Below are 17,333 nucleotides of genomic sequence, written 5' to 3'. Positions count from 1 at the left end.
ATCGCTCTGGGCGTGTCATAGAAACCGTCCATGCCGCCAAATCGAAGTTTCGCGCTAATAGTAAAATAATATGACTAGTCGGAACTCGTCTTCCGTGAAATAGTCCCTCCCGCCGCCTCAAGGGCCGGCCTGCGGGTGCCATGCTACCAATCGGCGCCCGAGATAACACAAGATGACTTCTTGGGAGACACGCCTGATGACCCTCAAAGCCCTCTTTGCGGCCAGCGCCACGGCCGCGTTGCTGCTCGCGCTCCCGGCCAGCGCCGCCGAGCTCACCATCGGCTTCTCGCAGATCGGATCGGAATCCGGCTGGCGCGCGGCCGAGACGTCGGTCTCCAAGCAGGAGGCTGCCAAGCGAAAGGTCAATCTCAAGATCGCCGACGCGCAGCAGAAGCAGGAGAACCAGATCAAGGCGATCCGCTCCTTCATCGCGCAGAACGTCGATGCGATCTTCCTTGCACCCGTGGTCTCGACCGGTTGGGACTCGGTGCTGAAGGAAGCCAAGGAGGCCAAGATCCCGGTCGTGCTGCTCGACCGCGACATCGATCCCTCCGGCAAGGAGCTCTATCTCACCGCCGTGACCTCCGACAGCGTGCATGAAGGCGAGGTTGCCGGCGACTGGCTGGCCAAGACCGTAGGCGGCAAGGCCTGCAACGTCGTCGAATTGCAGGGCACGGTCGGCGCCAGCGTCGCCGCCAACCGCAAGAAGGGCTTTGACACCGCCATCGCCAAGCATGCGAACCTCAAGGTGGTGCGCAGCCAGACCGGCGACTTCACCCGCGCCAAGGGCAAAGAGGTGATGGAGAGCTTCATCAAGGCTGAAGGCGGCGGCAAGTCGATCTGCGCCGTCTATGCGCACAATGACGACATGATGGTCGGCGCGATCCAGGCGATGAAGGAAGCCGGCCTCAAGCCGGGCAAGGAGATCCTCACCGTCTCGATCGACGCGGTCCCCGATATCTTCAAGGCCATGGCTGCCGGCGAAGCCAACGCCACCGTCGAGCTGACGCCGAACATGGCCGGCCCCGCGCTCGATGCCATTGCGGCCTTCAAGGGCAAGGGCACCGTTCCGCCCAAGTGGATCCAGACCGACTCCAAGCTCTATACAGCGGCCGACGATCCGCAGAAGATCTACGACAGCAAGAAGGGCCTCGGTTACTGAGGCGGAGTGCCGCGCCGGACCGCTCCCCGTGGTCCGGCGCTCCCCCCTTCGAAACCGTTGCGCGAACGAATAGGCTGGGTGTCCGCAGCATAAGCGGACGCCGGTGGGAGTGACGTCGTTATGGAGAACAGCCCCGATCCTGCTCCTTCCCTGCTGGAGGTGCGCGGGATCAGCAAAAGCTTCGGTGCTGTGCGTGCGTTGCAGGAGGTCGACTTCACGCTTCGTGCCGGCGAGATTCATGCGTTGCTCGGCGAGAACGGCGCCGGCAAATCCACGATGATCAAGGTGATCACCGGCGTATTCCCGCGCGATGCCGGCATCGTCCGGCTCGGCGGCGAGGAGGTCGCGCCGCGCTCGGCCAAAGCCGCGCTCCAGGCCGGTATCGCCACCGTCTACCAGGAGGTCAATCTGCTGCCGAATCTCTCGGTCGCGCAGAACCTGTTCCTCGACCGACAGCCGATGCGCTTCGGCATGGTGCGTGAAGGCGAGATGCGGCGTCGCGCCAAGGCGCTTCTCACGGACTTCGGTCTCGATATCGACGTCGGCGCGCCGCTCGGCAGCTATTCCGTCGCCATCCAGCATGTCACCGCGATCGCGCGCGCGGTCGATCTTTCCGCCCGCGTGCTGATCCTAGACGAGCCGACCGCGAGCCTCGACCGCCACGAGGTCGAGATCCTGTTCGGCATCATGCGCCAGCTCGCCAAGCGCGGCATCGGCATCGTATTCGTCAGCCACTTCCTCGATCAGGTCTACGAGATCTCCGACCGGATCACGGTGTTGCGCAACGGCCGCCTGGTCGGTGAGCGCGAGACCGCCTCGCTGCCGCGGCTCGAGCTGATCCGGATGATGCTCGGCCGCGAGCTGGCTGAGACCACCAGCGCCCGCGCGTCGGCGGGAGAGCATCAGGCGCGCGAGGTCTGCGCGAGTTTCGAGAACTACGGCAAGGCCGGCTATGTCGCGCCGTTCAATCTCGAGCTGCGCCATGGCGAGGTCGTGGGTCTCGCCGGCCTGCTCGGCTCGGGCCGGACCGAGACGGCGCGGCTGGTGTTCGGCGCCGAGCGCGCCGATGGCGGGGAGGCGAGGGTGGAGGGGACGCCCGTGCGGCTGCAATCGCCGCGCGACGGCGTGCGCCACGGTTTTGGCTATTGCCCGGAGGAGCGCAAGACCGACGGCATCGTCGCCGAGCTCACCGTGCGCGAGAACATCGTGCTCGCGCTCCAGGCCAAGCGCGGCCTGCACCGGCCGTTGTCGCGCCGCGAACAGGACGAGATCGCAGGCCGTTACGTCAAGGTGCTCGACATCCGCCCGCCCGATCCGGAGCGCCCCGTGGGGCTGCTGTCCGGCGGCAATCAGCAGAAGGTGCTGCTGGCCCGCTGGCTCGCGACCTCGCCGCGCCTCCTGGTGCTGGACGAGCCGACCCGCGGCATCGACGTCGGCGCGCATGCCGAGATCATCCGCCTGATCCGCGAGCTCTGCGACGACGGGCTGGCGCTGCTCGTGATCTCCTCCGAGCTGGACGAGATCGTGACCTATTCCGACCGCGTGGTCGTGTTGCGCGACCGCGCCCATGTCGAGGAGCTCGCGGGCGAGGCGATCGACGTCGGCAACATTCTCGCGGCCATCGCCGCGGATGGCGCCGCTGTCGCGCATGAGGGCCGGGCATGACAGCGCTGTTGCCGCGCCGCGGCCTTGCCCAGATCCTCGCGTTGATCGTCATCCTGGCGGTCGATCGCATCGTGTCGCCGCAATTCTTCGATCTGCGCCTCCAGGACGGCCGGCTGTTCGGCAGCCTGATCGACGTGCTCAACCGTGGCACGCCGGTGGCGCTGCTCTCGCTCGGCATGGTGCTGGTGATCGCGACGCGCGGCATCGATCTGTCGGTCGGTGCGGTCATGGCCATCTCGGGCGCGATCGCGGCGAGCCTTGCCGACACTCACAGTCTGGCCGTGGTCCTTGCGGCCGCGCTCGGCGCTGGCCTGGTCTGCGGATTGTGGAACGGATTTCTCGTCGCGGTGCTCGGCATTCAGCCGATCGTGGCGACGCTGATCCTGATGGTGGCAGGACGCGGCATCGCCCAGCTCATTACCGAGGGGCGTATCGTGACCTTCTCCTCGCCGGATCTGGTCTGGCTCGGCAATGGCGCGGTGCTCGGCGTGCCGATGCCGGTCGCGATCGCCTTGGGTATGCTGATTCTCACCGGCGCGGTGGTGCGCGGCTCGGCGCTCGGACTGCTGATCGAGGCAACCGGCGGCAACGCGCGGGCGAGCGAGCTTGCCGGCGTCGGCACGCGTGCGATGATTCTGGCCGTCTACGTCTGGTGCGGCATCTGCGCCGCGCTCGCCGGCGTGATTGCGGCGGCCGACATCATGGGCGCGGACGCCAACAATGCCGGCCTCTGGCTCGAGCTCGATGCCATCCTCGCGGTGGTGATCGGCGGCACCTCCCTGTTCGGCGGCCGCTTCAGCCTCGTGCTGGCCGTGCTCGGTGCGTTGATCATCCAGACCATGAACACCGGAATTCTGCTGTCGGGCTATCCACCGGAGTTCAATTTGCTGGTCAAAGCGGTGGTCGTGATGACGGTGCTGTTGCTGCAATCGCCGAAATTTTCGGGGATTGCCGGCATCGCCGCGCGGCTGCGGAGGTCCAAAGCATGAAAGGCCTGCCGCCCGTCCTCATCACCGCCATCGTGCTCGTTGCCGGCTTTGCGCTGTGCGCCGTGCAATTCCCCAATATCGCCTCGACCCGCGTGGTCGGCAATCTCCTCACCGACAACGCCTTTCTCGGCATCGTCGCGACCGGCATGACCTTCGTCATCATCTCCGGCGGCATCGACCTCTCGGTCGGCTCGGTGATCGGTTTCACCACGGTGTTCGTCGCGCTTGCGATCGAGCGCTGGGGCGTACCGCCGCTGCTTGCCTTCGTCGCGATCCTCGCGCTCTCGGCGGCCTTCGGAGCGGCGATGGGCGCGGTGATCCATGTCTTCGACCTGCCGCCGTTCATCGTGACGCTGGCGGGGATGTTCCTGGCCCGCGGCGCGAGCTTCCTGCTCTCGACGGAATCGGTGCCGATCACCGCGCCGGTCTATTCCACCGTGTCGGACTTCGCGCTGCGGATGCCCGGCGGGGGGCGATTGACGGCGATTGCGATCATCATGCTCGTGATCGTGATCGGCGGCGCGCTGCTGCTGCAGCTCACCCGGTTCGGCGCTAACGTCTATGCGCTCGGCGGCAGCCGGGCGACCGCGAGCCTGATGGGCGTTGCCGTCGGCAAGATGACGGTGAGGATCTACATGCTGTCGAGCCTGCTCGCGGGCATCGCCGGCATCGTGTTCTCCTTCTACACCAGCGCCGGCTATTCGCTTTCCGCGGTCGGCGTCGAGCTCGACACCATCGCGGCCGTCGTGATCGGCGGTACGCTGCTCACGGGCGGACAGGGCTCGGTGATCGGCACCTTCCTCGGCGTCCTGATCCAGGGCCTGATTCAGACCTACATCAATTTCGACGGAACGCTGTCGAGCTGGTGGACCAAGATCGCAACCGGCGTGCTACTGTTCGCCTTCATCGCCTTGCAGCAGGGGCTGGTCGCGCTCGCGCGGCGGCCGGCGGCGAAGCGCGCAGGAGCAGCCACATGACGTCGCGCATCGTCGTCATCCCGACGCGCCGGGCTCACTCCAACCATGCGGAAGTGGCCCGCTCGATCGGCGTCGACATCATCGCCGGCCGCTACGCCGAGGGAACGCGCCTGCCTGGTGATGCCGAGATGATTGCGATGTTCGGCGTGTCGCGGCCGGTGCTGCGCGAGAGCGTGAAGACCCTGGTCGCCAAGGGCCTGCTCACCACCAAGGCGCGGGTCGGCACGGTCGTGCGCGAGCGCGCCGCCTGGAACATGTTCGACGCCGACGTGCTGGCCTGGCATCTGGACGCCGGCATCGACAAGCGCTTCCTCAACGACCTCGCCGAGATTCGCCTCGCGGTCGAGCCGCGCGCGGCCATGCTGGCGGCGGCGCAGCGGTCCGAGGACGACCTCGCCGAGCTCCGTCGTTGCATGGACCGCATGCGGTTTGAGGCTTCCGATTCCGTCGGCTTTGCCGACGCCGACCTCGCGCTCCATGTTGCGGTGGCGCGCGCTTCGGGCAATCTGTTCATGCGCTCGATCGGCCACGTCATCGAGGCCGCCCTGCGCGCCTCGTTCCTGCTCAGCGCTCCGGTCGAGCCGGAGGACCGCGACACCGTGCTGCTCTGGCACCAGAAGATCGTCGATGGCATCGCCGCCGGCGACGCCCAGACCGCCTCGGAAGCGATGGTTTATGTCATTCACAACGGTATGCGCCGCCACGAGGCCGAGGCGCTGCCGTCCGCGGATATTGGAGAAAAAGCGTGACCGAACTTCGCATTGCCATCGTCGGCTTCGGCAAGATCGCGCGCGATCAGCATGTCGGTGCGATTGCCGCGACGACGGGCGCCACGCTCGCGGCCGTCGCGAGCCGCAACGCATCGCTGCCGGGCGTGCCGCATTTTGCGACCATCGAGGAATTGCTGGAAAAGGGACCGCCGATAGATGCCGTCTCGCTCTGCACGCCGCCGCAGGTACGGCGCGCCCAGGCCGCCGTGGCGCTCGCCGCGGGCAAGCACGTGATGCTGGAGAAGCCGCCCGGCACCGGCGTTGCCGAGCTCGACCCGCTGATCGCGATGGCGGAGGAGGCCAAGCGAACGCTGTTTGCGACCTGGCATTCGCGCTATGCGCCCGCGGTCGAGCCGGCGCGCGCGTGGCTTCTCACGCGGCAGATCAAGTCTGTGCACATCAACTGGAAGGAAGACGTTCGCGTCTGGCATCCCGGGCAGGGCTGGATTTGGGAGCCGGGCGGGCTCGGCGTGTTCGATCCCGGCATCAACGCGCTCTCGATCCTGACCCGTATTCTGCCCCGGCCGGTGTTCGTCACCGCGGCCGAGCTGGCCTTTCCAGCCAATTGCCAGGCCCCGATCGCCGCGAACCTGACGCTGACCGACATCGGCGGCCTGCCTGTGACCGCCGAGTTCGATTTCCGCCAGACCGGGCCGCAGAGTTGGGATATCCTCGTCGAAACGGACCAGGGCCGAATGACGTTGTCGGGCGGCGGCCGGCGCATGGCGATCGACGGCGAGACCGTTGCAGAGGCGCCCGATCAGGAATATCGCGAGCTGTACGGGCGCTTCGTCAAGCTCACCGCGACCGGCGCGCGCGACGTCGACCTGGCGCCGCTGCGTCTCGTTGCCGATGCCTTCCTGCTCGGCAAGCGTAACATCGTCGAACCGTTTGTGGACTGAACATGGCTGGCTCAAGAATAACAAAAGACATCTTCGGAACGCTGCCGGACGGCCGCAACGTCGAGCGCATCGTGCTGCGCGGGGAGGGCGGGTTCGAAGCCCGCATCATCACCCATGGCGCGGCGATCCAGGCGCTCATCGCGCCGGATGCCAAAGGCGGTTACGACGACGTCGTGCTCGGCCATGACACGTTTGCCGGTTATCTCGCCGAACGAAAGTTCTTCGGTGCCACCGTCGGCCGCTACGCCAACCGCATCGCCAACGGACGATTTTCGCTGGACGGCGAAACGGTGCAGCTTCCGGTCAACAACGGCCCGAATGCGCTGCATGGCGGCCTCGATGGGTTCGATCGCAAGCTCTGGGAGATCGTCGGCATCGACGACGGCGCGGAGCCGGGCGTCACGCTCACCTATTCGAGTCCGCATGGCGAAGAAAACTATCCCGGCCGGCTCGACGTACAACTGACCTATCGCGTCATCGGCCCGGCCGAGCTGTCGTTGACGATGGAGGCGCGAACCGACCGGCCGACCATCGTCAACCTGACCAATCACAGCTTCTTCAATCTGGACGGCGCGACCTCAGGCACACCCATTCTCGACCACAAGCTGACGGTCGCCGCCGAGCATTTCCTCGCCATCGATCCCACCGCCATCCCGCTGCCTGAGCCGCCGCGCGCGGTGGCCGGAACGCCGTTCGACTTCCGCGACGGCGAGGCCGTCGGCGCGCGCATCCGCGAGAGCGATCAGCAATTGCGCAACGGCAGGGGCTACGACCATACCTACTGCCTCGGGCGTGACGGCAAGCTTGCGTTCGCGGCCCGCCTGGAGGCGCTGCGTTCAGGGCGCATCATGGAGCTCCTGACCAATCAGCCCGGCCTTCAGGTCTATTCCGGCAACTATCTCGACGGCACGATCTCGGGCAAGGGCGGCAAGCTCATCCGGCAGTCGGATGCCATGTGTCTCGAGCCGCACATCTGGCCGGATGCGCCGAACCGGCCGGATTTCCCGAGCCCGCGCCTCAATCCCGGCGAGCTCTACCGCCATCACACGGTCTATCGCTTGGAGTGAGGACGCCATGATGGAAGAGGTGCCGACCTCGGTTCTCTCGGACGATCCATGCCATCTCGGCGAGGGGCCGACCTATGATTTGGCCACCGACACGGCCTGGTGGTTCGATATCCGCGAGGGGCGGCTGTTCGAGGCGCATCTCGGCGGCGGCAGCATTCGCGTCCACGCGCTCGGCCGGATGGCGAGCGGTCTCGGGCGCATCGACGCCGAGCGCCAGTTGATCGTCGCCGAAGACGGCCTCTACATCCGCAAGCTCGCCGACGGCGCGTTGACGCTGGTCTGTCCGCTTGAAGCCGACAATCCCGCGACGCGCTCCAACGATGCCCGTGTGCACCAGTCCGGCACGTTCTGGATCGGCACCATGGGCCGCAATGCGGAGGCAGGAGCGGGCGCGATCTACGCGTTTCATCGCGGCAAGATCTCGATGCTGTTCCCCCGCATCACCATTCCAAATTCGATCTGCTTTTCACCTGATGGTGCGACCGGCTACTTCGCCGACACCGCGCGCGCCGTGCTCTACGCCGTTCCACTTGATCCGGCGACCGGTTTGCCGCGAGGCGAGCCGGACGTTCTGTTGCGCCACACCGGCATCGGGGGCCTCGACGGCTCGGTGTGCGATGCCGATGGGCAGATCTGGAACGCCTGCTGGGGTGCGGGCCGGATCGATGTCTACTCTCCGCAGGGCGAGCGTCTGCGCTCGCTGCGCGTGCCGGCAAAGCAGTCGAGCTGCCCGGCCTTCGTCGGCCCTGATCTGTCGCGCCTCCTCGTCACGTCGGCCTGGCAGGATATGGACGCGGCGGCGCGCGCCGCCGATCCGCAAGCCGGCTGCACTTTCCTGTTGCAGGCATCTGCGCGTGGCCGCGCGGAGCCTGACGTCAAGCTTGCATAGGAGGCTCGAAGCCGCACACGACCAACGTTCTCGACGAAACGAAGAAACAGTCTGACACCCAAGGGAGTAAAACATGCTGAAACTGAAGACGACATTCCTCGCGCTGGCGCTTGCCGGCGCAGCGACGATGGCCTCGGGCATCACCGCCTCCGCCCAGGACAAGGCGACGGTTGGCATTGCCATGCCGACCAAATCGTCGGCGCGCTGGATCGACGACGGCAACAACATGGTCAAGGTGCTGAAGGAGCGCGGCTACAACACCGACCTGCAATACGCCGAGGACGACATCCCGAACCAGCTCTCGCAGGTCGAGAACATGGTGACCAAGGGTGCGAAAGCGCTGGTGATCGCCGCGATCGACGGCACCACGCTGTCCGACGTGCTCAAGCAGGCGAAAGCAAAAGGCATCACCGTGATCGCCTATGATCGCCTGATCCGCGGCACGCCGAACGTCGACTATTACGCGACCTTCGACAATTTCCAGGTCGGCGTGCTGCAGGCGGAGTCGCTTGTCCAGGGGCTCGGCCTCAAGGACGGCAAGGGCCCGTTCAACATCGAGCTGTTCGGCGGCTCGCCCGACGACAACAACGCCTACTTCTTCTACAACGGCGCGATGAGCGTGCTGAAGCCGTACATCGACAGCGGCAAGCTCGTCGTCGTCTCCGGCCAGATGGGCATGGACAAGGTCGCGACGCTCCGCTGGGACGGCGCCACCGCCCAGGCGCGCATGGACAACCTGCTCAGCGCCTACTACGGCAACAAGAAGGTCAACGCTGTGCTGTCGCCCTATGACGGCCTCTCGATCGGCATCATCTCCTCGCTGAAGGGCGTCGGCTATGGCAGCGCCGGCCAGCCGATGCCGATCATCAGCGGCCAGGATGCCGAGGTGCCCTCGATCAAGGCGATGCTGCGCGGCGACCAGTATTCGACCATCTTCAAGGACACCCGCGATCTCGCCAAGGTGACCGCCGATATGGTCGACGCCGCACTCGCCGGCAAGCAGGTCACCGTCAACGACACCAAGACCTACGAGAACGGCGCCAAGACGGTGCCATCCTATCTCTTGAAGCCGGTCGTGGTCTACAAGGACAATTGGGAGAAGACTCTGGTCGACAGCGGCTACTACAAGAAGTCGCAGTTCCAGTAAGCTTCTTTCTTTCCTCTCTCCCCGCCTGCGGGGAGGGCCTCTTCTCCCTCTCCCCGCAAGCGGGGAGAGGTGAACTAGCAGCGATCGAGGGATGTGAAATCATGACCGCCATGCTGGAGATGCGCAACGTCAGCAAGAGCTTTTCAGGCGTGCAGGCTCTGCGTGACGTGAACTTCTCGGTCGAGGCCGGGCAGATCCACGCGCTTGTCGGCGAGAACGGTGCCGGCAAATCCACACTGATGAAAGTGCTCAGCGGCGTCTACCCGGCCGGCAGCTACGAGGGCACCATCGTTTTCGAGGGTGAGGAGCGCCGCTTCCGCGACATCAACGATTCCGAGGCGCTCGGCATCATCATCATCCACCAGGAGCTAGCGCTGATCCCGCTGATGTCGATTGCGGAGAACATCTTCCTGTCGCATCCGCCGTCAAAATTCGGCGTCATCGACCGTGACGAGGTCTACCGGCGCACCCGCGAGCTGCTCGCGCAGGTCGGACTGAAGGAATCGCCGGATACGCTGATCACGGATCTCGGCGTCGGCAAGCAGCAGCTGGTCGAGATCGCGAAGGCGCTGTCCAAGCGGGTGCGGATGCTGATCCTGGACGAGCCGACCGCGAGCCTCAACGAGGCCGACAGCGCCGCGCTGCTCGAACGCCTGATGGCCTTCCGCGAGCAGGGCATCGGCTCGATCCTGATCTCGCACAAGCTCAACGAGGTGGCCAAGGTCGCCGACCACATCACCGTGCTGCGCGACGGCCGCACCGTCGACAGCATCGACTGCCGCAGCGAGCCGATCCAGGAAGACCGCATCATCCGCAGTATGGTCAACCGCGATCTCGCCCATCGCTTTCCCGAGCGCAGCGCCAAGATCGGCGAGCCTGTCCTGACCGTCGAGAACTGGTCGGTCTATCACCCCATTCATCCCGAGCGGCAGGTGATCAAGAACGTCAATTTCGGCGTGAAGCGCGGCGAGGTCGTCGGCATTGCCGGGTTGATGGGCGCCGGCCGCACCGAGTTTGCCATGAGCCTGTTCGGCCGCTCCTGGGGTACCACTATCAGCGGCCGGATCCGGCTGGAGGGCAGGGAGATCGTGCTGCCGAGCGTTGCGGCCGCGATCGACGCCGGCCTTGCCTATGTCACCGAGGACCGCAAGCAGCTCGGCTTGATCCTGGCCGACGACGTCCGCAAGAACATCACGCTCGCAAGCCTCGACCAGGTCGCACCCGGCCGGGTGATCGACGACATCGCCGAGCTGAAGGTCGCCAGCGACTACCGGAGCCGCATGCGCATCCGCTGCTCCGACGTGTACCAGGAGACCGGCCAGCTCTCCGGCGGCAACCAGCAGAAAGTGGTGCTGTCGAAATGGCTGATGACCGATCCAAAAGTCCTGATCCTGGACGAGCCGACAAGGGGCATCGACGTCGGTGCCAAATACGAGATTTACTGTATCATCAACGAGCTTGCGGAGGCCGGGCGCGGCGTCGTGGTGATCTCCTCGGAGATGCCCGAGCTGCTCGGTATCTGCGATCGCATCTGCGTCATGAACGACGGCGCCTTCGTCGGGGAATTCAAGGGCGCAGAGGCGACGCAGGAGAAGATCATGCGCGCCATCATGCGCAACGAAAGAAGCAACGGAAACGGCGTGCCTGAGGCCGCGGAGATGGGAGGATTGCAGCCATGACCGACAAGACGGTGTCGCTGCCCGAGGAGCGCCGGACCGGCAGCTTCATCAAGAACAATTTGCGCAACTACGGCATGCTGATGTCGCTGATCGCGATCATGCTGTTCTTCCAGGTCATGACCGGCGGCACGCTGCTCCAGCCGCTCAACCTGACCAATCTGGTGCTCCAGAACAGCTACATCGTCATCATGGCGCTCGGCATGCTGCTCGTGATCGTCACCGGCCATATCGACCTCTCGGTCGGTTCGGTCGCGGGATTCGTCGGCGCGGTCGCCGCTCTGCTGATGGTGACGTACAAGGTCGACTATACGCTCGCCTTCATCGCCTGCCTCGTGGTTGGTGCTGCGATCGGCGCGGCGCAGGGCTATTGGGTCGCCTATTTCAAGATACCGTCCTTCATCGTGACCCTGGCCGGCATGCTCGTGTTCAAGGGACTTGCGCTGGCGGTGTTGCAGGGGCAGTCGCTCGGGCCGTTTCCGCCGACCTTCCAGAAATTGTCGTCGGGCTTCATTCCGGAGTTCCTGCCTGAAACCGGCACGCTGCATCCGACCTCGATGCTGATCGGCGCGGTGCTGGCGCTGGGGCTGGTCTATGCCAGCGCCAAGAGCCGCGCGCGCGAGCAGTCGCATGGCATCGAGGTCGAGCCTTATGCGTTCTTCCTTGGCAAGAGCGTGGTGCTGGCCTGCGCCGTGCTCTACTTCACCTACCTGATCGCGACCTATCGCGGCTTGCCGAACGTGCTGGTGATCATGAGCGCCTTGATCGCGCTCTACGGCTTCGTCACCCGCCGCACCGTGATCGGCCGGCAGATCTATGCCGTCGGCGGCAACGCCAAGGCGGCAAGCCTGTCGGGCATCAAGACCGAGCGGCTGACCTTCCTCACCTTCGTCAACATGGGCGTGCTGGCCGCGCTTGCCGGCCTCGTCTTTGCCGCGCGCCTCAACACCGCGACGCCGAAAGCGGGCCTCGGCTTCGAGCTCGACGTCATCGCCGCCTGCTTCATCGGCGGCGCCTCGGCCTATGGCGGGGTGGGTCGCGTCGGCGGCGCCGTGGTCGGCGCCATGATCATGGGCGTGATGAACAACGGCATGTCGATCCTCGGCATCGGCATCGACTATCAGCAGGTCATCAAGGGCCTGGTGCTGCTCGGGGCCGTGTGCATCGACGTGTATAACCAGCGGCGGTAGGCGCAAAATCACGTCGCGGGGGAGGCTCTGGCGCCGCCCCGCCAGGCGACTACCACTTTCGTCAATTTCGATCACGGCATCGCGACCGGAACCGATGCCTCGCGATGACCATGATTTGGGGACTAGATCCGGGGGGTGCCGAGCAGGGCACGGGCAGGGCAGCACCAGTGGCGGCTCATATCCACGAGATGACAGACGATGAATTTGAGGGCCGGCTTCGCATCCTCTTGCGCATCGTTTCCGTCTGCACCCTCGGGCTAGGCTCCTTTGCTGCAGGTTTATTGATCGGGGCCTTTGTTCTGTTTTGAACGAGGCGATTCACGCCAGAGCCTCGGAACGAGAGGCGCCGGCGCGTCTTCTTGATCTAGATCAACCGATCGCCCATTCCGTGCTAATCTCATGTGGTCGACGCAAGGGACCACGGGGAACCTGAGTGACGAGTACAGTGAGGTCATCGCCGGCTTCGGAGGTGATGCTGGTCTCGACTTTGCCGGCGTTGCAGCTGATCTACGACACCGCCCCGATCGGGTTGGCCTGTCTGTCGCCGGACTGCCGCTATTTGCTGATCAACCAGCGTCTGACCGAGATCTGCGGCATATCCATCGAAGGCCATCTTGGACGTACGGTCAGGGACTGCGTGCCGGCCTTGGCGGATTCCGTCGAGCAGATTGTGCGCTCGATCGTCGCGACGGGCGAACCCGTGATCGGTATCGAGGTGGCGGGGCAGCGGGCCGATCAGGTCGAGGAGCGTTCCTGGGTTACTTATTGGCACCCGCTGCGAATGCCGGATGGCGAGATTGTCGCGGTCAACGTGGCGGCGGAGGAGATCACCGAGCGCAAGCGCGCCGAGCGGGAGATTCGCAGCTCCAGGGACGCCGCTGAGACCGCGCTTCGCCATCTGCGCGATATCCAGGACACCCTGATCGAGGCGGAAAAGCTGGCGGCGCTCGGGCGCATGGTTGCCGGTGTCGCGCACGAGATCAACACGCCGCTCGGCAGCAGTCTGACGGTGGCATCGACGCTCCAGCGCAAGGCGGAGCAGTTCGCGGCGGAGGTCGCGCGGGGTAATCTCAAGCGCTCGACACTGACAGGGTTTCTGGAACTGGTCAGCGATGCGTCGGCGCAGCTGGTCACGAATCTCGGTCGCGCCGCCGAGCGGGTGCAATCCTTCAAGCAGGTGGCGGCTGACCAGACCGAGTCACTGCGGCGCAGCTTCGACGCAGGCGAGCTGACCGGCCAGGTTCTGTCGCAGTTCGAGCGGCAGTTGCGGGTGCGCGACATCGCGTTCAGCCTCCACTGCGAAACGAATCTCGCCATGGACAGCTATCCCGGGCCTTTCGGCCAAGTGCTCACCAACCTCGCAGTCAATGCGATGACGCACGCGTTCTCCGATGGTGAGACAGGGACGATCAACGTCTCGCTCCGTGCGGTCAATGATGACCACGTTGAGCTGCTGTTTGCCGATGACGGTTGCGGCATGGCTCCCGATGTGGAACGGCGGGCCTTCGACCCGTTCTTCACCACGCGACGGCACGACGGCGCCAGCGGCCTCGGTCTGCATATCGTGCACAGCATCGTCGTCGACCGGCTGGGTGGGCAGCTCCGGCTCGAGAGCCTGCCCGGCGCGGGGACGCGGTTTCAGCTCATCCTGCCGAGAATGGCGCCCGACCGGCGATAGCTGATCGTTTCCTCATCGGTAGTGCCCGGCTACTGCGTCGTGAACAGCACCGTCGCGATCGCGACGGAGAGGCTCACCGCCGATACCGTCGCCACCGTCGACAGCACGCCCATGCGCCGGAGCGCGATGGCGAAGGCGATGATGATGGGTGTCGCGGTCATTAGCCCGATTTGTGCATCGCTCATGTCATTGCTCACCGCTCCTTGCGAACCCTGAGTCTGTTCGTACCGGGCTCCGGCGAGCGGGACGTTGCGTCGGCGCAAACATCTCGGCCGGTGGCCCCCCAGTTTGTCCTGCGACAAATTCCGAACTGGACGGTTGAGCTAAGTCTGGCCGGTGTCCTGATCCGGAAAGCAGATGTCGGCAGCCGATTGCGAGCAACAGGGAACCGGCTGGGGAATCCTGGAGGATCTCCCCGGCGATCCCATGATCTGGGTACTGATCTTCAGCGAGCTCGTCGCCTTCGGCCTGTTCCTCGGCGCCTTCGTCGTTGCCCGGGCGATCCATCCCGTTGTGTTCGCGGCGGGGCAGGCGGCACTCAACGCGAATCTCGCCGGCCTCAACACAATCGTGCTGGTGACCAGCGGCTGGGCCGCGGCGAGGGCGACCAGATCTGCGCGCGCCAGTGAAAAGCGGGCATCGCGCCGCTGGCTACTGATTGCCATGGCGCTCGGCGGCCTCTTCATCGCGATCAAGCTGACCGAATATGCCGAGGAGATCGGTCGCGGCGTTGGCCTCGAGACCAGCCCGTTCTTCACCCTCTACTTCCTCCTGACCGGCTTCCATCTCCTGCATGTCGGCCTCGGCATCATCATCCTTGCCGTGGTCTGCCGCCGCGCCGAGATCTCGGGCGTCGAGACCGGCGCCGCCTTCTGGCACATGGTCGATCTGGTCTGGATCGTCATGTTCCCGATCCTCTATCTGGTGCGCTGATCATGCCCGGCCGTCTCGACATCACCTGGCTCGTGCTGATCGGCTTCGCGCTCGCGACGATCCTGCTTCCGCCGCTGATGCCGCGTCCGCTGCTCGCCAACGCACTTCTCCTGGTCCTTGCCGCCATCAAGGGCCGCCGAATCGCGCTCGATTTCATGGACCTTCGGGCGGTGCCGGCGCTCTGGCGCGGCCTCGTCAGCGCATGGATCCTCATCGTGGTGCTGGTTGCCTGGCTCGCCTCCGCCGTCGTCGCATTGATCTGACGCCGCCAACGCAGCGCTCATTGCGCCCGGACAAAGACCCGACGGCACCAATCGGCAAGATACAGCATCACTGCTTCCTCACGACTGGACTCACAACGGAAAGGACTGGCAATGGCTGAACGCCTGACCAAGTCGGCGGCTCGAAACGTCTTCTACGGCGGCTCGGCTTTCTTCTTCGCCATCTTCATCGGGCTGACGGCGCACAGCCACTACTATATGGCGACGACCTCGACGGATGCGACGACGCTGACATCGTCGGTCGCGCGCGGCAAGCATGTCTGGGAGAAGAACTCCTGCATCAATTGCCACACGCTGCTCGGCGAGGGCGCCTATTTCGCCCCTGAGGTCGGCAATGTCTGGGATCGCTGGGGCGGCAATGAGGATCCGGCCGGTGCGCGCGAGACGTTGAAGGCCTGGATGCAATCGCAGCCCTCGGGCGCGGAGGGCCGGCGGCAGATGCCGCAGTTCAACCTCACCGACCAGGAGCTCAACGATCTCGCCGACTTCCTGCAATGGACCAGCAAGATCAAGCGCCAGGAGTGGCCGCCGAACAAGGCCGGCTGACGCCTTCCTCTTTCAGGGCCTTGCCTCTTTCAAGACCTTGCCTCTTTCAAGACAGAGAGAACCCGAAATGAAATATCAGACCCAGAAAGTCGCGATGCTGTATTTCTACGGCGCGCTGACGCTGTTCCTGGCGCAGGTCCTGTTTGGCCTGCTTGCTGGAACCATCTACGTCCTGCCCAACACGCTCTCGGTGCTGCTTCCGTTCAACATCGTCAGGATGATTCATACCAACGCGCTGATCGTGTGGTCGCTGATCGGCTTCATGGGTGCGACCTACTTCCTGCTGCCTGAGGAAACCGAGACCGAGCTTTACAGCCCGCTGCTCGCAAAGATCCAGTTCTGGATGTTCTTCGGCGCCGCTGGCGTGGCCGTGGTCGGCTATCTCTTCCACTACCACGAAGGCCGCGAATTCCTCGAGCAGCCCTTCATCATCAAGGTCGGCATCGTGGTCGTCTGCCTGATGTTCCTGTTCAACGTGACGATGACGGCGCTTAGGGGACGCAAGACGACGGTCACCAACATCCTGTTGTTCGGCCTGTGGGGTGTTGCGATCTTCTTCCTGTTCGCCTTCTACAATCCGGCCAATCTCGCGGTCGACAAGATGTACTGGTGGTACGTCGTGCATCTCTGGGTCGAAGGCGTCTGGGAGCTGATCATGGCGTCCGTGCTCGCCTATCTGATGATCAAGCTCAACGGCATCGACCGCGAGGTGGTCGAGAAGTGGCTCTACGTCATCATCGGCCTTGCGCTGTTCTCGGGCATCCTCGGCACCGGCCACCACTTCTACTGGATCGGCGCGCCCGGCTACTGGCAGTGGATCGGCTCGCTGTTCTCCACGCTCGAGGTCGCGCCCTTCTTCACTATGGTGATCTTCACGGTGCAGATGACCTGGAAGGCCGGCCGCAAGCATCCGAACCGCGCCGCGCTGCTGTGGTCGGTCGGCTGCTCTGTGATGGCGTTCCTCGGCGCCGGCGTCTGGGGCTTCCTGCACACGCTGTCCTCGGTGAACTACTACACGCACGGCACGCAGGTCACCGCCGCACATGGCCATCTCGCCTTCTTCGGCGCCTATGTGATGCTGAACCTGTCGGTGATGGCTTACGCGATCCCGCAGATCAAGGGACGTGCGCCCTATAACCAGTGGCTCAGCATGACCAGCTTTTGGATCATGTGCACGGCGATGATGACCATGACTTTCGCGTTGACCTTTGCCGGCGTGATTCAGGTCCATCTCCAGCGCGTGCTTGGCCAGAGTTACATGGACGTGCAGGACCAGCTTGCCTTCTTCTACTGGGTGCGGCTCGGCTCCGGCGTGTTCGTCGCGATCTCGGCATTGATGTTCGTCTGGGCGGTGCTGGTGCCCGGTCGCGAGAAGCAGGCGACTATCCCGGGCGCCCTGCAACCGGCCGAATAAACACAAGGCGGCCGCGCAAGTCGCGGCCGCCGTTCCAGAATGATTTC

General features: G+C 64.8%; 17 protein-coding genes. 16 read left to right on the top strand and 1 reads right to left on the bottom strand.

Annotated features, from left to right (window positions below; translation table 11 throughout):
- The first annotated feature begins 196 nt into the window (after positions 1-196).
- The 12 genes from ytfQ to QJT78_RS01040 all read left to right on the top strand — a co-directional run bounded on the left by ytfQ (position 197) and on the right by QJT78_RS01040 (position 14,112).
- Entirely contained in the window at positions 197-1,162 is a 966-nt protein-coding gene (gene ytfQ / locus QJT78_RS01095; protein WP_028150310.1) for a galactofuranose ABC transporter, galactofuranose-binding protein YtfQ, read from the top strand.
- A 120-nt stretch (positions 1,163-1,282) separates the two neighbouring features.
- Positions 1,283-2,827: a sugar ABC transporter ATP-binding protein gene (locus QJT78_RS01090; RefSeq protein ID WP_028150311.1), complete on the top strand. Its 1,545-nt coding sequence runs from the start codon at positions 1,283-1,285 to the stop codon at positions 2,825-2,827.
- Positions 2,824-3,816 carry an ABC transporter permease gene (locus QJT78_RS01085; RefSeq protein WP_038941919.1) on the top strand — a complete coding sequence of 331 codons (993 nt, stop codon included), beginning with the start codon at positions 2,824-2,826 and terminating at the stop codon, positions 3,814-3,816. The genes QJT78_RS01090 and QJT78_RS01085 overlap by 4 nt, the downstream gene beginning before the upstream one ends.
- A complete protein-coding gene (yjfF, locus tag QJT78_RS01080) occupies positions 3,813-4,793 on the top strand; it encodes a galactofuranose ABC transporter, permease protein YjfF (protein ID WP_028150312.1) in 981 nt (326 codons plus the stop codon). Before QJT78_RS01085 ends, yjfF begins: the two co-directional genes overlap by 4 nt.
- Positions 4,790-5,542, top strand: a complete 753-nt coding sequence (locus QJT78_RS01075) for a FadR/GntR family transcriptional regulator (RefSeq protein WP_028150313.1) — start codon at positions 4,790-4,792, stop codon at positions 5,540-5,542. Before yjfF ends, QJT78_RS01075 begins: the two co-directional genes overlap by 4 nt.
- Positions 5,539-6,465, top strand: coding sequence for a Gfo/Idh/MocA family oxidoreductase (locus tag QJT78_RS01070; protein WP_028150314.1), 927 nt, complete (start codon positions 5,539-5,541; stop codon positions 6,463-6,465). The genes QJT78_RS01075 and QJT78_RS01070 overlap by 4 nt, the downstream gene beginning before the upstream one ends.
- Before the next feature lie 2 nt (positions 6,466-6,467).
- Entirely contained in the window at positions 6,468-7,532 is a 1,065-nt protein-coding gene (locus QJT78_RS01065; protein WP_038941918.1) for an aldose epimerase family protein, read from the top strand.
- 10 nt (positions 7,533-7,542) lie between these two features.
- Positions 7,543-8,421 carry an SMP-30/gluconolactonase/LRE family protein gene (locus QJT78_RS01060; RefSeq protein ID WP_028150316.1) on the top strand — a complete coding sequence of 293 codons (879 nt, stop codon included), beginning with the start codon at positions 7,543-7,545 and terminating at the stop codon, positions 8,419-8,421.
- A gap of 73 nt (positions 8,422-8,494) precedes the next feature.
- Positions 8,495-9,568 (top strand): multiple monosaccharide ABC transporter substrate-binding protein, encoded by a 1,074-nt coding sequence (gene chvE / locus QJT78_RS01055; RefSeq protein WP_014496603.1) that lies wholly within the window; start codon positions 8,495-8,497, stop codon positions 9,566-9,568.
- A gap of 101 nt (positions 9,569-9,669) precedes the next feature.
- Positions 9,670-11,247 (top strand): multiple monosaccharide ABC transporter ATP-binding protein, encoded by a 1,578-nt coding sequence (gene mmsA, locus QJT78_RS01050; RefSeq protein ID WP_028150317.1) that lies wholly within the window; start codon positions 9,670-9,672, stop codon positions 11,245-11,247.
- Positions 11,244-12,434 carry a multiple monosaccharide ABC transporter permease gene (gene mmsB / locus QJT78_RS01045; protein ID WP_028150318.1) on the top strand — a complete coding sequence of 397 codons (1,191 nt, stop codon included), beginning with the start codon at positions 11,244-11,246 and terminating at the stop codon, positions 12,432-12,434. Before mmsA ends, mmsB begins: the two co-directional genes overlap by 4 nt.
- Positions 12,435-12,906: 472 nt before the next feature.
- The gene (locus QJT78_RS01040) at positions 12,907-14,112 is read left to right on the top strand and encodes an ATP-binding protein (RefSeq protein ID WP_080586469.1); all 1,206 of its coding nucleotides are present in this window, start codon (positions 12,907-12,909) and stop codon (positions 14,110-14,112) included.
- Positions 14,113-14,141: 29 nt separating this feature from the next.
- Here the strand turns inward: QJT78_RS01040 and QJT78_RS01035 are convergent, their stop codons facing one another.
- On the bottom strand, positions 14,142-14,297 hold the full coding sequence (locus tag QJT78_RS01035; protein ID WP_085965373.1) for a hypothetical protein: 156 nt from the start codon (positions 14,295-14,297) through the stop codon (positions 14,142-14,144).
- Positions 14,298-14,469: 172 nt separating this feature from the next.
- Here QJT78_RS01035 and QJT78_RS01030 point away from each other — a divergent pair, with 172 nt between their 5' ends.
- The 4 genes from QJT78_RS01030 to QJT78_RS01015 all read left to right on the top strand — a co-directional run bounded on the left by QJT78_RS01030 (position 14,470) and on the right by QJT78_RS01015 (position 17,286).
- The gene (locus tag QJT78_RS01030) at positions 14,470-15,045 is read left to right on the top strand and encodes a cytochrome c oxidase subunit 3 family protein (protein WP_028152540.1); all 576 of its coding nucleotides are present in this window, start codon (positions 14,470-14,472) and stop codon (positions 15,043-15,045) included.
- Positions 15,046-15,047: 2 nt separating this feature from the next.
- On the top strand, positions 15,048-15,308 hold the full coding sequence (locus tag QJT78_RS01025) for a cytochrome C oxidase subunit IV family protein (RefSeq protein WP_038941913.1): 261 nt from the start codon (positions 15,048-15,050) through the stop codon (positions 15,306-15,308).
- Between the two features lie 111 nt (positions 15,309-15,419).
- Positions 15,420-15,872, top strand: coding sequence for a cytochrome c (locus QJT78_RS01020; protein ID WP_014496596.1), 453 nt, complete (start codon positions 15,420-15,422; stop codon positions 15,870-15,872).
- Between the two features lie 67 nt (positions 15,873-15,939).
- Positions 15,940-17,286, top strand: a complete 1,347-nt coding sequence (locus tag QJT78_RS01015; protein ID WP_028152538.1) for a cbb3-type cytochrome c oxidase subunit I — start codon at positions 15,940-15,942, stop codon at positions 17,284-17,286.
- Positions 17,287-17,333: the final 47 nt, after the last annotated feature.

It is taken from the genome of Bradyrhizobium sp. Mp27 (assembly GCF_029953005.1).
In the GTDB taxonomy this organism is placed as follows: Bacteria; Pseudomonadota; Alphaproteobacteria; order Rhizobiales; family Xanthobacteraceae; genus Bradyrhizobium; species Bradyrhizobium barranii.
This window is presented reverse-complemented; position numbering and strand designations above follow the sequence as displayed.